Raw genomic sequence first — 18,410 nt, forward strand, 5'->3', positions numbered from 1 at the left:
TTTTTCTTTAATCATCTATCGGTTGATTTTGAAAAACTAATTGATCATCAAGCAGTTCAATTGAAACCTTAGTCTTTGGTAATACACGTCCAGCGATAATTTCTTTCGCCAGCGGTGTTTCCACTTCACGCGTAATAAAACGTTTTAGTGGTCGTGCACCATATTGCGGTTCATAAGCCTTTTCAGCAATCCAACTTTTAGCGTCTTCTGTAATATCTAATTGAATTTCTTGTTCTTCCAAACGATGTGACAAATGCTGCACGATTTTCTTAACAATACTCTTCACATCTTCTAAGCTTAGAGGTGTAAATAAGATTGTATCATCGATTCGGTTTAAGAATTCTGGTTTGAAATGACCCTTCAGCATATTTAGAACTTGTTCTTCAGTCGCTTCAGGAATATTTCCATCAGCAGTCACACCATCTAACAAAACTTGGGACCCAATGTTGCTCGTCATAATCAATACCGTATTTTTGAAGTCGACTAACCGTCCCTTAGAATCCGTTAAACGTCCGTCATCTAATACTTGCAATAAAATATTAAAGACATCCGGATGTGCTTTTTCAATTTCATCAAGCAAAATAATCGTATATGGATTTCGCCGAACGGCTTCTGTCAATTGTCCGCCTTCTTCATAACCGACGTAACCTGGAGGTGCTCCAACAAGCCGTGACACAGAATGTTTCTCCATGTATTCACTCATATCGATCCGTACCATGTGATCTTCCGAATCAAACAAATTTTCGGCTAACGCTTTTGCAAGCTCTGTTTTACCAACACCGGTTGGTCCTAAGAATAGGAATGAACCCAGCGGACGATTAGGGTCTTGTAATCCAGCACGTGATCGTAGAACAGCATCACTCACTGCATTGACTGCCTCATCCTGCCCAATCACACGTTTATGGAGCGTGCTGTTCAGACTTAATAATTTTTCTCGTTCACCCTCCACTAATTTGGTTACAGGAATTCCCGTTAATCGACCGACTACTTGGGCAATTTCATTTTCGGTAACCGATTCTTGAACCATTTTAATGTCATTTTTCTTATTCTTTTCTTCTAAATCAGCTAATTCTTTTTCTAAGTTTGGAATCGTTCCATGACGAAGAACAGCGGCACGCTCCAAGTCATAGTTATTTTCGGCATCCTCTAATTCATGTTTGGCTTGATCGATCTCAGCCCGTTTATTAGAAACGACGTTCACTTCTTCTTTTTCTGTTTCCCACTGCAACTTCATTGCATTGGTTTCTTCACGAAGATCAGCCAGTTCTTCTTGCAGATTTTCTAAACGTTTTTTACTAGCATCGTCGCTTTCTTTTTTCAAAGCAGCTTCTTCGATCTCTAATTGCATCAAACGTCGAGTAACTTGATCAAGTTCAGTCGGCATAGAATTCATTTCTACCCGAATACTGGCACTGGCTTCATCGACCAAATCTATTGCTTTATCAGGCAGGAAACGATCCGTAATATAACGATCCGATAATGTAGCCGCTGCGACTAATGCATTATCATGAATATTTACACCATGATGAATTTCAAAACGTTCTTTTAAACCGCGCAAAATACTGATCGTATCTTCCACTGTTGGCTCTTTGACTAAAACTTTTTGGAACCGACGTTCTAACGCTTTGTCTTTTTCCATGTATTGGCGATACTCATCTAATGTTGTCGCGCCAATCAAGTGTAATTCACCACGAGCCAGCATGGGTTTTAAAATATTTCCGGCATCCATACTGCCTTCAGTTTTCCCAGCTCCGACAATGTTATGAATTTCATCAATAAAGAGTAAGATTCGCCCATCTGATTTTTTTACTTCTTTTAAAACAGCTTTTAAACGTTCTTCAAACTCGCCGCGGAATTTTGCTCCTGCGATCAACGAACCCATATCCAAAGAAAAGACCGTCTTATCTTTTAAGTTTTCCGGCACATCCTTGCGAACGATTCGTTGGGCCAAACCTTCAACAATTGCTGTTTTACCAACACCAGGTTCTCCGATTAAGACCGGATTATTCTTAGTCTTGCGTGAAAGAATCCGAATAACATCTCGAATTTCTTCATCGCGACCGATAATTGGGTCCTGTTTTCCATTTTTGACTTGTTGAACTAAATCAACACCATACTTTTCTAATGCTTTATACGTCTCTTCTTGATTTTGCGAAGTCACTCGATCCCCTCCTCGCATGTCCTCGATATTTTTTTGTACTTCTTTTTCATTTAATCCCTGTTGAATCAAATATTTCGTTAAAGGATAATTCTTTAGTTTCATTAACGCTAAAATGACGATTTCCGTTGATAGAAAATCATCTTGAAATTTCTCACGTAATTTATCTGCCTCACTCAATAAATTAAATAGATTTTGACTGAGATTTTGACCATACTGAACATTGCCGCCGCTAACTGTTGGATACTCATCTAAAACCTTATCCACTTCACGCTCAAACTGATCAACATCAATCCCTGCATCCGTGTAGAAATTCCGGCCAAAATGATTCGGCTGCAGAAAAATCTTCCATACATGAACGATATCAATCTCTTGATGGTGTCTCGTTACCGCAATTTGCTGTGCTTCAGCAATCGTTTCTTGTAAAGTTGTCGTCATCTTTTCGATATTCATAGACATACCTCCGACATTATTAATAGTTTACACATATTAGTATATAACCTTGGTCAGTAAAGGTCAAACATTAAACTCGATAAACTCAAAGTTTATTATTATGAAGAAAAACAAAACAATGCTACAATTCTTTCATTACTAGAAAGAGAGTGATTCAATGATTTCTCGCGTGATTGGATTCGAAAAGGGGTTTCGACTATCTGACGGAAACCATTTTGAAACATATGAAATGATGCTTCCTAAATTGAACAAATTTGATCTTGTCGTAAAAAATTTAGCCTCCTCGATCAACCCAGTAGATACAAAATTAAGACAAAGTGGTAAAGGTACTTCTCAACCGCATGTCTTAGGTTTTGACAGCGTTGGCATCGTGACCCATCTAGGCAGCGATGTTAAAAATATAGAGATTGGCGACCGTGTCCTTTTTGCCGGAACGACTAAAAGATTCGGCAGCTATAGCGAGAGTCAAGTAGTTGATTCTCGGATCGTCGCAAAATTATCAAGCGGAATTCCGACAGATGAAGCGGCAGCAATGCCTTTAACGTTTATCACCGCCTACGAAATGCTGTTCGAAAAAATGGGCTTGTTTCCTAAAGAAAACCAAAATAATGGTACGATTTTAATCATCAATGGTGCCGGCGGTGTTGGTTCAGTTGCAACTCAATTGGCAAAGTGGGCTGGTCTAACAGTCATTGCCACAGCTTCTCGCAAAGAGAGCAAAGAATGGTCAAAACGAATGGGTGCCGATCATATTATTGATCATCATAAAGATTTGACCAAACAATTAAAGAAAATCGGTTATTCTTCTCTTCCTTACATTTTGATTCTGCATTCTACCGATCGTTATTTTGAAGAAATGAGTGAATTGCTCGAGCCCTTCGGCCATCTCGGCTCGATCGTCGAATCAAACAAAGATGTAGATCTGGCAAAATTAAAAAATAAATCCGGCAGTTTTGATTGGGAATATATGTTTGCAAAAACAGATTATGATTTTAATATAGCTTCACAAGGCAAAATTTTAGAACTGTTAGTACAGTTAATGCAAGAGCAAAAAATTCAAAGCACACTGACTAAAATTATTCCTGGTTTCTCGCCTGAAGTTTTTTATCAGGCTCATCAATTAGTCGAAGAGGATAAAATGATCGGAAAACTGGTTGTACATTACTAATAAAAAAAGGAAGCTAACGATTTCAGTCGTTAACTTCCTTTTTTGCTTCTTTGATTTCATGATTGATTTGACGCTGCTTATTGAATAAGACATAGATCATTCCGATCAGAAATGGCAATAAATAAGTCGCATAGCGATAAAGCAGTAATGAAGATACCGCATCAACCTTTCCAACAACATTTCGGAATAATAGAACATAAACGAATTCAAAACCGCCGATCCCGCCTGGTGCGGGTAAGACTCCACCTAGAATTACTGTGAAGCTGATCAACGCAACGGTTAACCAGATATCGATATCTGGATAATCCTTCACTAAAATGAAGAAAGGCAATGAATACCAAACGACCAATTTTGCCATATTCGAACAAAATACCCGAATGACTGCATTTCGATCACGAATAAACGTTTTGATCGCCCCTCGTAAAGAATACACTTGATTATTCAACTGATCAACAATATCACGCAGCTTTTGCCGCTTAAATAGTCGGTTGCATATGATCACAAACAAAACTTGCGCATTAATATTTAAGCTCAGAACCAATAAACTTGATATAATCAGCAAGGTTACGAGAACCCCCGCCAGCACCAGAAAAATACCATTGGCGATGTGCGCCTGAATTGCACTGCTTTTTATCACCAGAAAAACTAACGCCCAAACCATCAAAGCTATCTTATAAGTAATCATCCGCAAGGCACTGGTTCCTGTCGCCTCGGAATATGTCAGTTCCTTTTTATGATAATAAATGACTTCAGATACGATCGAGCCAGTCCCGAAAGTGATCACCCGATAAAACGTTGCATAGGCCGATGCAAAAAAACCGTCACGAACAGTAAATTGGGGATTGAATTCCCCAGCGATATTTTTGATCGTATACCCTTCAATCACCTGACTAACTAGCCCGAGAGCGGTAACCCCCAATAACACTGGCAAAGAAGTTCGACCCAGTTCAGTAAAAATATCACCTAACGAGTCTCGGATAACAAAAATAATTATCCCAATCATCACTGTGAACAAAAGAATATTTAGAATCAATTTACGATTGATTGATAATTTCATTTTTTAGCCTCATTTTTTTCTTTATTGCTCTAGCCTACCACATGCCAAAGAGCAAAAAAAGAAAAAGCTTCAAGTTTCCTCAAAGCTTTTTCAGAAAAAATCATTTTGCGTTGTTTTCAATAATCTTCACGATCACATCGACCGCTTTTTCCATTGTTTGTAGAGAAACAAACTCAAAACGTCCATGCATATTTTCCGCACCAGCAAAAATATTTGGTGTAGGAATACCCATGAATGAAATCTTAGAACCGTCAGTCCCGCCGCGAATTGGTTCGATAATTGGTTTAACATCAACCTCTTCCATCGCACCTTTTGCAAGATCGATAACGCTCATATCTTTTTCGATGATTTCACCCATATTATAATATTGATCATACATGTTGATTTCTACACGTTCTTGATCAAACTGACTATTCATTTTTGCTTGAATGTCTGTAATCATTTGTTTGCGTGATTCAAACTTATCGCGATCATGATCGCGAATAATGTAGGTCATTTTTGCTTCTTCTACATTACCGTCTAAGGCTAACAAATGGAAGAACCCTTCGCGTCCATCTGTTTTTTCTGGACGTTCAGATTCTGGTAATTGATTATGGAAATCAATCGCCATTTGCAACGCATTAATCATTGTATTTTTAGCTGTACCCGGATGAACATTTTTACCATGCATAGTGATCTCAGCTTGAGCCGCACTAAATGTTTCATATTGTAATTCACCGATTGGTCCGCCGTCCATTGTGTATGCGAAATCTGTATTGAATTGTTTCACATCAAATTTATCCGCACCAATACCGATTTCTTCGTCAGGACCAAACCCAACACGAACTTCGCCATGTTTGATTTCTGGATGATTAATCAAATATTCCATCGCTGTCATGATTTCGGCAATCCCAGATTTATCATCAGAACCAAGCAAGGTAGAACCGTCAGTCGTAATCAATGTTTGACCCGTATAATTTTTTAGGTTAGGAAAATCTTTTGTATTTAATGTATATTTTCCATCAGCATCCAATTTGATGGTTGATTCGCCATCATAATTTTCAACGATTTGAGGGTTAACGCCGTCAGCATTAAAATCTGCTGTATCCATGTGAGAGATAAATCCGATAGTCCGCGCTTCTTTGTCAATGTTGCTTGGCAAAGATGCAATCACATAGCCATTTTTTTCATTGTAAGTAACGTCCTTCATGCCGATTTCTTCTAATTCTTTCATCAGCTCATGAGCAAAGGCTACCTGTGTTTGAGTTGTAGGTGTTGTGGTGCTTGTCGCATCAGAACGAGTTTCTGTCTTAACATAGTGTAAAAAACGCGGTAATAAATTTTCGTACATCTTACTCTCTCCTTTAATGCTATTTATTTAAATGAAAAAGGATTGGTGGAAGTCTCAGATACAAAGAAATCAACTTTCCACCCTTCTTCATTTTTCCATTGTTCAAATAGAGCCACCATTTTTTCTTTACATAATGACTCAATGTAATGCCCCGGATCAATGACTAACATCCCCGTCTCTTGCATATCATGAGCGGTATGATAATAAACATCTCCGGTAATATAAACGTCCGCATTCGCTGCTAAAGCATCACGATAAAATTTCTCTCCGCTTCCGCCGCAGATTGCTACACGTTTAATACTTTTCTTTGAGTCGTGCGGATAAACCACACGTAAACCTTCTAAAGCAAGAACCTTTTTTACTTTTGCGATAAAGTCTTCTGTCGGCATCGCTTCCTTCAACTCGCCAACTCGACCGATTCCGAAGTTTTCTGCTAAATTATCCAGGTGATAAATATCGTAAGCTGGCTCCTCATAAGGATGTGCAGCTAACATTGCTGCGACTATGTCAGTTTGCTTCGTTTCAGGAAAAATCACTTCGATTTTACTTTCTTGAACCTGCTCAGGGACATTTGACGAACCAATTGTTGGATTCGCTTCTTCATTCGGTGTGAAACGTCCAGTTCCATTTACAGTAAAAGATGTCGCTTGATAATTTCCTTGCTCGCCTGCACCAGCTTTAGCCAATGCTTCACGCATTTTTTTAGCATCCGTTTGTGGGACATAGACCGCTAACTTTTTCATTTTCACAGTATGCGTATGGATCAAGTAACTTGTATCAACCACTTCTAACATTTCACAGAACCAATCATTCAGTCCATTATGAATAATATCCATGTTTGTATGAGCCGCATAGACTGCAATGTCATTTTTGATCAGATCAGCATACATTTTCGTCTGCACATCATCCGTAGTTAGACGAGAAAACGGACGAAAAATCGGTGGGTGCTTAACGATCAATAAATCGATCTTCTTTTCAATCGCCTCTTCCACGACAGCAGGTCGAACATCTAGACTCATCATAATTCGATCGACTTCTTTGTTCAACGTACCGATATGCAAGCCGACTGGATCGCCTTCTTCAGCCAACCACTCAGGACAATACTGATTAAAGCGTTGGATAAACTTACTTCCCTGCATCTGCAAGTACCTCCTTGATCCATTCGATTTCTTGAGCAACTTCTCGAATTTTTTCTGCAACGTCTTGATCACTTTGGTGTAAACTAGCTAGAATTCTTTCGCTCTTAACAAGTTTATGCTGCCACTTTTCTTGAAAGACAGGATTTCTTTCCTCAAGCAGTATCGGACCAAAAAAAAGTTCCCTTGCTGAATAACTAGGAATCACCGGAATTTTTTCAGCAACAATGATTTCGTACACCTTATTGTTCTCTTCAATGATCGCTTCATTAGTGATCGTGTAGTTCTCATTGACTAACCATTGTCGAAGCTGTCTTTCGCCGACATTCGGCTGTAAAATCAATCGTTCTTTTCCAGAAAGACGATTTTTTTCTTTACCTCGCTGTAAAATATCGCGGATCAACACCCCGCCCATTCCGCAGATGGTAATCGCAGAAATTTCATCGCTTAACTCAACCGCTTCTAGTCCATCCGCCAAACGTACATCAATTTTGTTATCTAAACCATTTTTAGCAACTTGCTTTTTGGCAGATTCATAAGGACCAGATATAACTTCACCAGCGATACCATAAGCTATTTCTTTTTGCAGCATTAAAGCAACCGGCAGATACGCATGATCAGAACCGATATCTGCTAACCGTGCATCCTTTGGTACGAATTCCGCCGCTTTTTGCAAACGGATTGATAAATCCTTGGCATTCATCTCTTCACATCCTAAAAATTATTATAACACTCCTTAAAAAAAGCGCCCTTAAAAAAGTGCTAAATGATAGCGCTTTTTAATAGGGCGTTTGCCTTTTTCTAAGAAAATTTTCCTTTTTTATCCGTTACGGCGATTTTCACCAATCACCCAAATTTCTTTACTTAAATAACGGACACGTTCCATGATTCTTTTAGCCTTCAATGGTTCTTCGTCACCACGTTGGGTAACAGATAAATGTTTTTCCAATTGATCCATGTTGAAGTTTGAAGAAAAGAATGTCGGTAACTGTTCCTGCATCCGATGCTGCAAGATTACCCCTAAAACTTCATCACGAATCCAAGCACTCATAGAATCCGCTCCAATATCATCGATCATCAAAATCGGCGCACGTTTTACCCCGTCCAGCTTAGGCCCCACTTTATCATTAGAAATAGCTTGTTTCATTTCACCAGCAAAAGTAGGAAAATGTAAGAGTGTCGTCTCAAATCCCTTAACAGCCAATTCATGTGCCACGGCTCCAAGTAAATAGGTCTTTCCTACCCCAAAATCCCCAACTAAGAACAGAGCTTTATGAAACATTTTAGGGTTCGCCTCGTATTGATTGATAAAATCTAAAGAAGCTTCCAACGCTTCACTACGTCCAGAGGTCACTTCGAACGTTCGAATAGAAGCCTTTCGAATATCCTTTGGCATATCCAACGAGTTTACTCTATTGCGAACCTCTTCTTCACGTTTCACACGTAGCAGCTCATCAGTTGGAACATACGTCACATCAATAAAATGAAAATTTAGACTTAACTGCGGTTCATAACCTGGTGCAATCATACTCGGGTCTGATGCCAAGTATTTTTTCTTTTCTTGAACAAACTCGTACAACTTAGCAAAAGACTTCTCAATGTCTTCTTGAGTCAGCTTTTCTTTGTGTTCCTCAATAAATTGGCGAACATCTGAGTCGGCCAAAATCTCTTCCATCATTTGGCGGTAACGACCATCGACTCCACGACTTTTAATGATGCGATTCAATTCTTTTCCTACATCTTCCATTAATCGTCACCTTCTTTATTTAAATATTCCGCTAACTTGCGGTTCAATTCAGCTTCTTTTTCAGGTGTTAATTTCGTCTCTTTCGGCGGTTGCTTGATATGCTCAGGCAGAGCCTCTTTGCGACCCGTCCCACGTTTTTGATATGCTGGGCGGCTTGCTTGCGGTTTACGAACCAGCTTTTGATTATTTTCTCGTACATGAGTGATCGCTGCTTCTGGCGTAGTAATCTTCTTTTGGGCCCAATCGTTGGCGATCGCATTCAAATAATTAGCATTGATCACTGCCTGATTTTGAATTACCAAAATATAATTAATGATAATATTGATCACACTCTTCGGCAATAAATTGCGTCCGATCAACTCTTCTAACAATCGAACCTCAGTATTCGTCTCGAAACCGCCCTTTTCACGTTTGATTGCCCGTAGAAATGTAACCGGCGCAATTTTTTTACTTTGAGCAATAATCTCTGATTCTTGTGGCGAAAAGCTACCTGTCTCTACAGCCTTTTCTGTTACAGGTTCTTTAGGTGCAGCTGAAACTTTCGGTCGTTTTTCTTTATTTATCAACTGTCGCAAATAATTAAAGTTCAAACCAGTCTTTTCTCCAGCCGCGGCCTTAGCAACAAACTCAGCCAAGTCTAACTCATTTACTCCATACAATGTTTGAAACGTTTGAAGTTTTTCCCGTTCTTCAGCACCCAGAATCAGATTGAATCGTTTCAACTGCTGACTAAATAAGGTCCAATCAAAATCGGTATTATCTGAAAAACTCGCTTGCGTCTGTTCCAATACTTCCGTTTGGCTAGCGAAAGCTTTATCATCCAATCGATAAACTTCACGAAAGCGTTTCGTAATATTTTTAACTTGCCCTTTATCAAAAAGTTGAGGTTTAAAACGCTCTACTAAACGTTCATAACGCCTTCTTCCAACTTTATCCATTAATAAATAAGACATCAATGGGTCTTGGAAAAATTTTTCCGGAACTACCGGTGAACGTAATTGATAGATCAAACTCATTCCGATCTCATCGTCCGTCTGCTGGTAAGTTTCTAATAGACCGATACCCTCAAGGTGTTCTCGCGCCTTGACTAAATGCATCAATCCAATGTCAATCGCCGCTAATAGATCCGTGTGCATCAAACTAGGACTTTTCCCCTCCAGTGTGACGTCACTAATCAGAGTCAGATATAAACTCGCAGCGTGGCTTCCGATGATCGGCTGGTATAAGTAAAGCAAAGCGTCTTGCTTGCTTTGATCAAGTTGTGGCTCACCATAGACCGTATAAAAGGTGCTGGGTTTTAGTTCTTCTGCCACCAAAAAGCCCCCTACTCTTCATCCGCTGACTTAGCTTTGTCAACGATCTCCTGTAATTCCTTTAGAAATACAGACATATCCTTAAATTGTCGATAAACACTTGCAAAGCGAATATAAGCAATCTCATCGACTTCCATCAAGTCTTCCATGACAAACTCTCCGACTTGACTAGTCGGAACTTCATTTTCTCCCATACTGCGGACACGATTCTCTACGTGATCCACGATCTGTTCCATTTGTTCCATTGCAACTGGGCGTTTTTCTGCAGAACGGATCAATCCACGCAAGATTTTATCCCGACTGAATTCTTCACGGTCACCATTACGCTTAACAACCAATAAAGGCGCTGCTTCAATACGTTCAAAAGTCGTAAAGCGGAACCCACAGCTTTCGCATTCTCTCCGACGGCGAATCGCTCGGCCATCATCAGTTTGCCGACTATCAATTACTCGAGAATTATTATGATTACATCTTGGACAACGCATAATTTCACCCCACACTTTCATAGCTATTCATTAAGTTTTTCTATCGCTCACGATAGAAATGATTTCTGTTATATAGAATTATTTTTTAAAAACAAAAAAAGTTTGAATAAACGGATTAATTTGTTTATATAACATGAGTTTACCATAACCAGCCCGCTAAAAAAAGCGTCGTAATGCTACGACGCTGAATTCTTTAAGAAACAAAATTATTTTCTTTTAGCCAATCCATAACTTGTTGACGCGTTGTTTCTTGCGAACCGCAATTATCAAAGACGATGTCTGCCCTTTTTTTCTTTTCTTCTAATGAAAGCTGGCTGTTGATCCGCCCCAACGCTTCATTTTCCGATAAATTATTTCGTGCGATCAGACGTGTTAATTGAATTTCCGGCGTCACATAGACGACAGCCACCTCATTCATCATCGCTTCGTATTTTCCTTCATACAAAAGCGGTATATCTACGACAACTAAATCACTGGATTGCTCCGCTTCCTTCGCCTGTCTCTCTATTTCACCGCGTATAAACGGATCAAGTGTTTCATTTAATAGTTGACGCTTTTTCTCATCTTGAAAAATTAGCGCACCTAATTTTTTTCGATTTAAGCGCTCATCAGCCAGCAAAATTTCATCGCCAAATACTTTCACCAGTTGTGCTAATCCAGGCGTGTTTGGCTCTACTACTTCTCGTGCGACAATATCTGCATCGACTACTGAAAATCCCTCTGCTTTAAAAATATCTACGACCGTTGATTTTCCACTCGCAATTCCACCAGTGATACCTAACACAAAGCTCATTTCTACACCTTCTTTAATTTTTGGCAATGCGGACAAAGATGCGTGCCTCTTTGGGCAACCTTTATTTTGATGATCGGCGTTCCGCAACGAGAACAAGGGGTGCCTGTTTGCCCATAAACGTGCAGCTCTTGTTGAAAATGACCAGCCTCGCCTAAAGCATTCAAATAGGTTCGAATTGTCGTTCCTCCAGCTTCTTTGGCCTTACTGATGACCTCAATGATTGCTTCACGAAGTCGACGGACTGTTTGCGGGCTCAAAGTATTCGCTGGTTGTTCTGGATGAATTTTGGCCAGCCAAAGAACTTCGTCAACATAAATGTTTCCTAAACCCGCAACGATTTTTTGGTTCAACAGTAATGGTTTAATCATTGTTGAAGATTTCTTAAGCTGCTCCTTGAACAAATCTAAATCAAAGTCATCCTCTGTCGGTTCCGGTCCCAATTGCATTAAACCTTTATAGTCCTTCGCCATTCCTTTTTTTAACAAGGCCATCCGGCCAAATTTTCGTACATCATGATAAACCAATTCAGAACCATCAGTAAAAATGAAGCGCACATGGCTGTGTTTATCTAAAGCTGTTGGCTGTTCAAAATACTCATACTTTCCTTCCATCCGCAAATGCGAAACCATTTCATAATGAGTAAATTGAAAAATCAAATATTTTCCGCGACGCTCCACAGTCTGGATCGTCTCACCGATTAATTGTTGTTGAAAGACCTCAACCTCTGGAAACTCAACGATTCGCGGCCAATACACATCGACTTTTGCGATTGTTTTTCCTTTGACTAAAGAAACCAACCCTTTTCTCACGGTTTCAACCTCTGGTAATTCTGGCATACAATTCACTCCTAGTTCTTATTGATCCAATCAAAAAAATTTATTATCGCAGGTTATTCATTTGTGTTCGACAATTACTAAATAATTTGCTTTCTAAAAGAAGAAGCTGCTCCAATTTTTCGGTTCAGCTTCTTAACTATTATTCAGCATGATTTGTGAAAGAAACTACGGTTCAATTAACCGTACCGTTTCTTTCACAGCTCTACTTTATTTTGCTTCGTACCACGTTTTTCCCCAATTGCTATCAGTCAGCAATGGTACATCTAATTGAACTGTATTTTCCATTACTTCTTTTACCAATTTGTCTAATTGATCCAATTCGCTTTCTGGTACTTCAAAAACTAATTCATCGTGTACTTGCAGCAGCATCGTTGCTTGAAGGTTTTCTTCCTTCAAACGTTTCGCCATTTCGATCATTGCGAGTTTCAAAATATCTGCAGCACTTCCTTGAATCGGTGTATTGATCGCAGTTCGTTCAGCAAATGACCGAAGATTAAAGTTCCGAGCATTAATATCTGGTAAGTAGCGGCGGCGATTATATAAAGTAGCAGCATAGCCTTTGTCTTTTGCTTCGCGGACACTATCTTCCATGTAACGTTTCACATCTGGATAATTCTCAAAGTAAGTATCAATATACTCTTGAGCCGCTTTACGAGTAATGCCAAGGTTTTGCGACAATCCATAATCAGAAATACCATAAACGATTCCGAAGTTCACAGCCTTAGCATTTCGACGCATATTTGGTGTCACTTCATCTTCAGTAACATTGAACACTCGCATCGCTGTACTAGTGTGAATATCCATTCCATCACGGAAGGCTTGTTTCAGGTGTTCGTCGCCAGAAATATGGGCTAAGACACGTAGTTCAATTTGTGAATAGTCGGATGAATAAATCAACCAATTTTCATCCCGTGGGACAAAAGCTTCACGAATTTTCCGGCCTTCTTCTAATCGAATCGGAATATTTTGCAAATTAGGATCAACCGAACTCAACCGACCCGTTTGCGTCAAGGTTTGAATATATCGTGTATGAATCTTATTATCGCTTTGAATCACTTTTAATAGTCCTTCAACATACGTTGATTGGATCTTAGCAATTTGACGATAGTTCAAAATATGTTCGACGATTGGTGCCTGCTCCCGTAGTTGTTCTAATACATCAACTGCGGTCGAGTAGCCGGTCTTAGTCTTCTTGATGACTGGCAGTTGCATTTTTTCAAATAAAATCACACCAAGTTGTTTTGGTGAATTAATATTAAACTCTTCACCAGCATCTTGATAAATTTTTTGTTCGATCTCTTGCAGCCGTTTTGAAAATTCGCCGCGCATCGTTTGTAATCGTTGAGCGTCGACAGTGATTCCTGCAATTTCCATTTCAGCCAAAATACGAGAAAGAGGTAATTCCATTTGGTAGAATAGCTTATCTTGTTTCTTTTCTTCCAGCTCATTTTCCAATTTATCGTTTAAGAAATGAATCGCTTTGATTTTACGTGCTAAATGCCCAAAGAAGACTTCATCATCCTCTGGCAAACCTTTTTTTGCACCTTTGCCGTATATCTGTTCATCCGTTTGAATCTCTGTGTAGCCGTAATACTGTGCCACTCCAGCAATATCATTGCTGTTATCATTAGTATCCAGCAAATATGCCGCCAACAAAACATCAAAGTTAATGCCTTCTGTTTTCGTAATATAGCGATTTAAGGCAACATAAGTACGTTTCGCATCATACACCTTTTTACTATTCGCTGTTTCTAACCATTTTTTAAAGGCTGCACTTTCAAATAAGGCCAGCTCATTCGTTACATAAATCTTTTCCTTTGTTCCCCAAGCTACACCCACTATGTCTGACAAATGGTAATTATCTTCTAACATTTCCACGTATAAAGCTGAGTCCATATCAAACATTTCTTCGCTGAAATCATTAACGACTTCATAGTTGATATCTTCTAGCTCAACTTCCTCTTCTTCAACATTCAATTTGCTTAAAAAGCCCTTGAAATCCATTTCCTTGAAGAAAGGAATCAATTTATCCAAATCTTTTCCAGTATAAAGAAGCTCATCAATAGAAATATCAACCGGCGTATCCAATTTGATCGTAGCCAACTCTTTGGAAAGAAAAGCTTGCTCCTTATCGTTGATCAAGTTTTCTTTCATTTTGCTTTTTTTCAGTTCATCGATGTTTTCATAAACACCTTCGACACTACCAAATTGTTTCAATAATTTAATTGCTGTCTTCTCACCGACTTTTGTCACACCAGGATAATTATCTGAAGTATCGCCAGCTAACCCCTTCATATCGATGATTTGATTAGGTGTCAATCCATCATATTTTTCAGCTACATGTTCAGGCGTATAAGTTTCAATTTCACTAACGCCTTTCACAGTGATGTCGACTTTGATTTGATCCGTCGCTAATTGCGTTAAGTCGCGATCTCCTGATAAAACAACTACCTCAAAGCCTTCATTTGCAGCGCGGTGAGCCAATGTTCCAATAATATCGTCGGCTTCATAATTATTTAACTCATAATGCTTTACGCCCAAGCCAACTAATAATTCACGCAAATAAGGCATTTGTTCGCGGAATTCTCCAGGAGTCTTTGACCGTCCGCCTTTATAATCTGAATACATTGCTGTTCGGAACGTGGTATTCCCTGCATCAAAAGCCACTAAAACATGGGTTGGTTTTTCTCGATCCATCACGGTTTCAAACATGTTGTTAAAAGCGTAGATTGCATTGGTATGTAGTCCATTTTTATTTTTGAAACGCTCCAAAGAATTGTGGAGGGCAAAAAAAGCACGGAACGCTACACTGTTTCCGTCAACTAATAATAATTTTTTCTCACTCATGTCTTCGACTCCTAGTTCCTATTAAGGATATTTTTTACTTAAAAAAAAGTGTTGTTCTCTTCGTACACCATCGAACTAAACAATTTCATTCTCGATTATCAAAAAATTCATTAGATAATTTATTTATAGCGACAACTGGAAAAGTTCGACTGGCATCCTAACTTCTATTAAGGATAATTTTTTATTACTTAAAAACGTAATGTTCTCCATGTATATCGGCTAACCGAATAGACTCATTATCATTTTAGTTAAAAATTCTTTGCGGATTCAGTTCCATTGTTTGGACAAAATATGGAACGACGCTTGTTGATTCTCATGTTTCATTCTAACAAAGTATTTAATGAAATGAAAAGAATGAAGCCGATTTTTTCAAGATTCTTATCTTCAGTCAATGACATAAAAAAGAGGCGATCACTCGCCTCTACTTACTATTTACTACTTCCAAAAATTCGCAGGAATGAGATAAACAGGTTGATAAAGTCTAAATAAAGTTGTAACGCCATGAAAACTGCTACACCATTTCCAACTTCGCCATTTGATCCAAGATAAATCTTGCGAATCATTTGATTATCATAAGCTGTAATTCCTGACATAACCACTACCATTAAGATAGAAATAAAGAATTCAACTGCACTGCTTTGTAATAGAAATACATTCAGCAACATCGCAATAATAATCCCTAACAAGCAGCTTAAACCTGCGCGGCCAATTGCTGATAAATCGCGTTTAGTAAATGAACCAACTAATGACATGACTAAAAATGTTGCTGATGCAGTAACAAATGCCTGAGTGACTGTTCCTAAGTCATACATTGCTAATGTAACTGCTAGTGTTAGACCATTCAGCGCAGAATATACGATGAATCCACCGATTGCTAATGTGGGATTCTTCTGTGCTTTGATTCCAAGAAAGACAACAAGAGCAATCTCAGCAATCCAGATTCCCCAGAAGCCTAAAGGAAAATTATTGATAAAGCTTTGTACTTGAAACATCCAAGGGCCTAATGCCATATATGATATTACAGCACTAATTCCGATTCCTAATGCAAGAAAAGCATAAATTTTTCCGTAGAAACGATTCAATCCGTAAATGCGTGTTGTTTCTTGATTATTCATTTATATCATCTCCTATTTGTACTTGCGGCGGTTTCACCATGACCACAGCATCCAAGATGCGTTTTTCTTCGTTATCTGTGGCTTCTACAGCTTCAACAGAGATAGTGACAACATCTTTCATTTTATCCACTTTAATGACTTCAAACTCAAAGGTCAATGTTTCATAGTGAAAGACCGGATCAATAAAATTAATCGAGAAATTCACTACATGAGAACCCGGTCCTGGTAAATGTTTTGAAATCGCACTTGTGATAATCCCCATCAACATGATGGATGGTACAAGCGGTTGTTCATATTCAGTTTCTTTCACATAATCATGTTGGATATACAAAGGATTTGCATCATTTGTCAAACCTAAATATAAAAGAATCTGATTATCTTCGATCGATTCCGTTAACGATAACGAGTCACCTTCCTCAATTTCGTCTATCGTCTTGCCTATTTTCCGAGCCTTCATATTATACAAGTCCATTCCCTCCGTATTGTTTCTACTCATTATTTTATCAGAAAGCAAGTAAAACACAAGTTTGTACCTAGTTTAGTATAAGGATTTCTAAAGTAAAAATTTTGATCGATCTCGTATTGTTAAAAGAAGGGTTCTGACAAAAAAATGTCCGAACCCTTCTTTTCTAATTATAATACGTTGCGTGTTGTATTACTCAAAAGGTTTTCGTACGCACGCTCAAATTTTTGAACATCGCCGGCGCCCATAAAGATAACAACTGCATTTTCATGATCTAACAGCGGAGACATGTTCTCTTCTTTGATCACTTGTCCGCCTTTTTGGATTTTATCGCCTAAGTCCTCAATTTTTACATCGCCAGCTGTTTCACGGGCTGATGAAAAAATATCGCATAGATAAACTTTATCGGCACGATCTAATGCTTCAGCGAATTCATCCATCAAAGCAATCGTCCGAGTAAAGGTGTGTGGTTGGAATACCGCAATCAATTCCTTCTCAGGATATTTTTGACGCGCTGCATCAATTGTAGCTTTGATTTCAGCTGGATGATGCGCATAGTCATCAACAATGATCATGTCAGCAACTTTTTTCTCTGTAAAACGGCGTTTCACGCCAGAGAAAGTCAACATTTCTTCTTTTACCTTATCCATATCTAAGCCTTCGAAATAAGCAACGGCAATCACTGATAAAGCATTTAAAATATTGTGTTTACCAAATGAAGGCACTGAAAAACGTCCGATGAATTTCTCATTGTGATAAACATCAAAAGCAGAACCTTTAGTCGTTCGAACAATGTTACGTGCTTGGATATCATCATTTTCAGATAAGCCATAGTAATAGATCGGCACATCGGCTTTCAACTTACGTAAATATTCATCATCCCCGTAAGCAAAAATACCTTTTTTGACTTGTGAAGCTAATGTTTGAAAAGCTTCGAAAACATCATCAATACTCTTGAAATAATCCGGATGATCAAAGTCGATATTGGTCATAATTGAATAATCAGGTGCGTACGCCAAGAAGTGACGTTGATATTCACAAGCTTCGAATGCAAAGAATGTTGCATCGGGCTCCCCGTGGCCTGTACCATCGCCAATCAAGTAACTAGTTGGTGCTAAACCATTCAACACATGGGCAAGCAACCCTGTAGTACTTGTTTTACCGTGTGAACCTGTTACTGCGATACTTGTGTAAGGTTGAATAAATTGACCGATAAAGTCGTGGTAACGAATAATCTCTAGACCCATTTTTTTCGCTTGAGCGATTTCTTCGTGAGTATCTGGAAAGGCATTTCCCTGAATGATCGTCATACCTTCCTTAATGTTGTCTTTGCTAAATGGCAAAATAGTAATGCCGGCTTTTTCTAAATCACGTTGTGTGAAAAAATATTTTTCGACGTCAGAACCTTGTACATCGTAACCTTTTTCATGTAAGACCAATGCTAATGAACTCATGCCTGATCCTTTGATTCCAACAAAATGATAAAGTGTATCTTTTTTATTCATTTTT

15 protein-coding genes are annotated in these 18,410 nt (G+C 38.7%); 1 reads left to right on the forward strand and 14 read right to left on the reverse strand.

The genetic code is table 11. The features are described 5' to 3' along the window. Positions 1-7: 7 nt before the first annotated feature. On the reverse strand, positions 8-2,611 hold the full coding sequence (gene clpB / locus PGP85_RS05405) for an ATP-dependent chaperone ClpB (protein WP_010739054.1): 2,604 nt from the start codon (positions 2,609-2,611) through the stop codon (positions 8-10). Between the two features lie 157 nt (positions 2,612-2,768). On the opposite strand from clpB, the gene PGP85_RS05410 reads away from it, so the two are divergent. After that, positions 2,769-3,779 carry a zinc-binding alcohol dehydrogenase family protein gene (locus PGP85_RS05410; RefSeq protein ID WP_270326436.1) on the forward strand — a complete coding sequence of 337 codons (1,011 nt, stop codon included), beginning with the start codon at positions 2,769-2,771 and terminating at the stop codon, positions 3,777-3,779. A gap of 22 nt (positions 3,780-3,801) precedes the next feature. Here PGP85_RS05410 and PGP85_RS05415 read toward each other — a convergent pair whose 3' ends face one another. The 13 genes from PGP85_RS05415 to murC form a co-directional block, all read right to left on the reverse strand. Further along, the gene (locus tag PGP85_RS05415; protein WP_010739052.1) at positions 3,802-4,836 is read right to left on the reverse strand and encodes a lysylphosphatidylglycerol synthase transmembrane domain-containing protein; all 1,035 of its coding nucleotides are present in this window, start codon (positions 4,834-4,836) and stop codon (positions 3,802-3,804) included. 100 nt (positions 4,837-4,936) lie between these two features. Continuing rightward, positions 4,937-6,166: a peptidase T gene (gene pepT / locus PGP85_RS05420; protein ID WP_270326437.1), complete on the reverse strand. Its 1,230-nt coding sequence runs from the start codon at positions 6,164-6,166 to the stop codon at positions 4,937-4,939. 23 nt (positions 6,167-6,189) lie between these two features. Continuing rightward, positions 6,190-7,311: a Nif3-like dinuclear metal center hexameric protein gene (locus PGP85_RS05425; RefSeq protein WP_408639888.1), complete on the reverse strand. Its 1,122-nt coding sequence runs from the start codon at positions 7,309-7,311 to the stop codon at positions 6,190-6,192. Continuing rightward, positions 7,292-8,005 carry a tRNA (adenine(22)-N(1))-methyltransferase gene (locus PGP85_RS05430; protein WP_270326440.1) on the reverse strand — a complete coding sequence of 238 codons (714 nt, stop codon included), beginning with the start codon at positions 8,003-8,005 and terminating at the stop codon, positions 7,292-7,294. The genes PGP85_RS05425 and PGP85_RS05430 overlap by 20 nt, the downstream gene beginning before the upstream one ends. Positions 8,006-8,122: 117 nt before the next feature. Next, on the reverse strand, positions 8,123-9,049 hold the full coding sequence (gene dnaI / locus PGP85_RS05435; protein WP_010739048.1) for a primosomal protein DnaI: 927 nt from the start codon (positions 9,047-9,049) through the stop codon (positions 8,123-8,125). Then, the gene (locus PGP85_RS05440) at positions 9,049-10,362 is read right to left on the reverse strand and encodes a DnaD domain protein (protein ID WP_010739047.1); all 1,314 of its coding nucleotides are present in this window, start codon (positions 10,360-10,362) and stop codon (positions 9,049-9,051) included. The genes dnaI and PGP85_RS05440 overlap by 1 nt, the downstream gene beginning before the upstream one ends. An 11-nt stretch (positions 10,363-10,373) precedes the next feature. After that, complete coding sequence (gene nrdR / locus PGP85_RS05445; RefSeq protein ID WP_034708240.1) at positions 10,374-10,847, reverse strand: transcriptional regulator NrdR; 474 nt, start codon at positions 10,845-10,847, stop codon at positions 10,374-10,376. 193 nt (positions 10,848-11,040) lie between these two features. Then, positions 11,041-11,640, reverse strand: coding sequence for a dephospho-CoA kinase (coaE, locus tag PGP85_RS05450; RefSeq protein WP_010739045.1), 600 nt, complete (start codon positions 11,638-11,640; stop codon positions 11,041-11,043). 2 nt (positions 11,641-11,642) lie between these two features. Continuing rightward, positions 11,643-12,476, reverse strand: coding sequence for a DNA-formamidopyrimidine glycosylase (mutM, locus tag PGP85_RS05455; RefSeq protein ID WP_010739044.1), 834 nt, complete (start codon positions 12,474-12,476; stop codon positions 11,643-11,645). Between the two features lie 207 nt (positions 12,477-12,683). After that, positions 12,684-15,323 carry a DNA polymerase I gene (gene polA, locus PGP85_RS05460; protein ID WP_010739043.1) on the reverse strand — a complete coding sequence of 880 codons (2,640 nt, stop codon included), beginning with the start codon at positions 15,321-15,323 and terminating at the stop codon, positions 12,684-12,686. A 428-nt stretch (positions 15,324-15,751) separates the two neighbouring features. After that, a complete protein-coding gene (locus PGP85_RS05465; protein ID WP_010739042.1) occupies positions 15,752-16,438 on the reverse strand; it encodes a Bax inhibitor-1/YccA family protein in 687 nt (228 codons plus the stop codon). Further along, the gene (locus PGP85_RS05470) at positions 16,431-16,910 is read right to left on the reverse strand and encodes a MaoC family dehydratase (protein WP_270347747.1); all 480 of its coding nucleotides are present in this window, start codon (positions 16,908-16,910) and stop codon (positions 16,431-16,433) included. The genes PGP85_RS05465 and PGP85_RS05470 overlap by 8 nt, the downstream gene beginning before the upstream one ends. Positions 16,911-17,071: 161 nt before the next feature. Then, positions 17,072-18,406: a UDP-N-acetylmuramate--L-alanine ligase gene (gene murC, locus PGP85_RS05475; RefSeq protein WP_010739040.1), complete on the reverse strand. Its 1,335-nt coding sequence runs from the start codon at positions 18,404-18,406 to the stop codon at positions 17,072-17,074. Positions 18,407-18,410: the final 4 nt, after the last annotated feature.

It is taken from the genome of Enterococcus malodoratus, from assembly GCF_027659535.1.
In the GTDB taxonomy this organism is placed as follows: Bacteria; Bacillota; Bacilli; order Lactobacillales; family Enterococcaceae; genus Enterococcus_A; species Enterococcus_A malodoratus.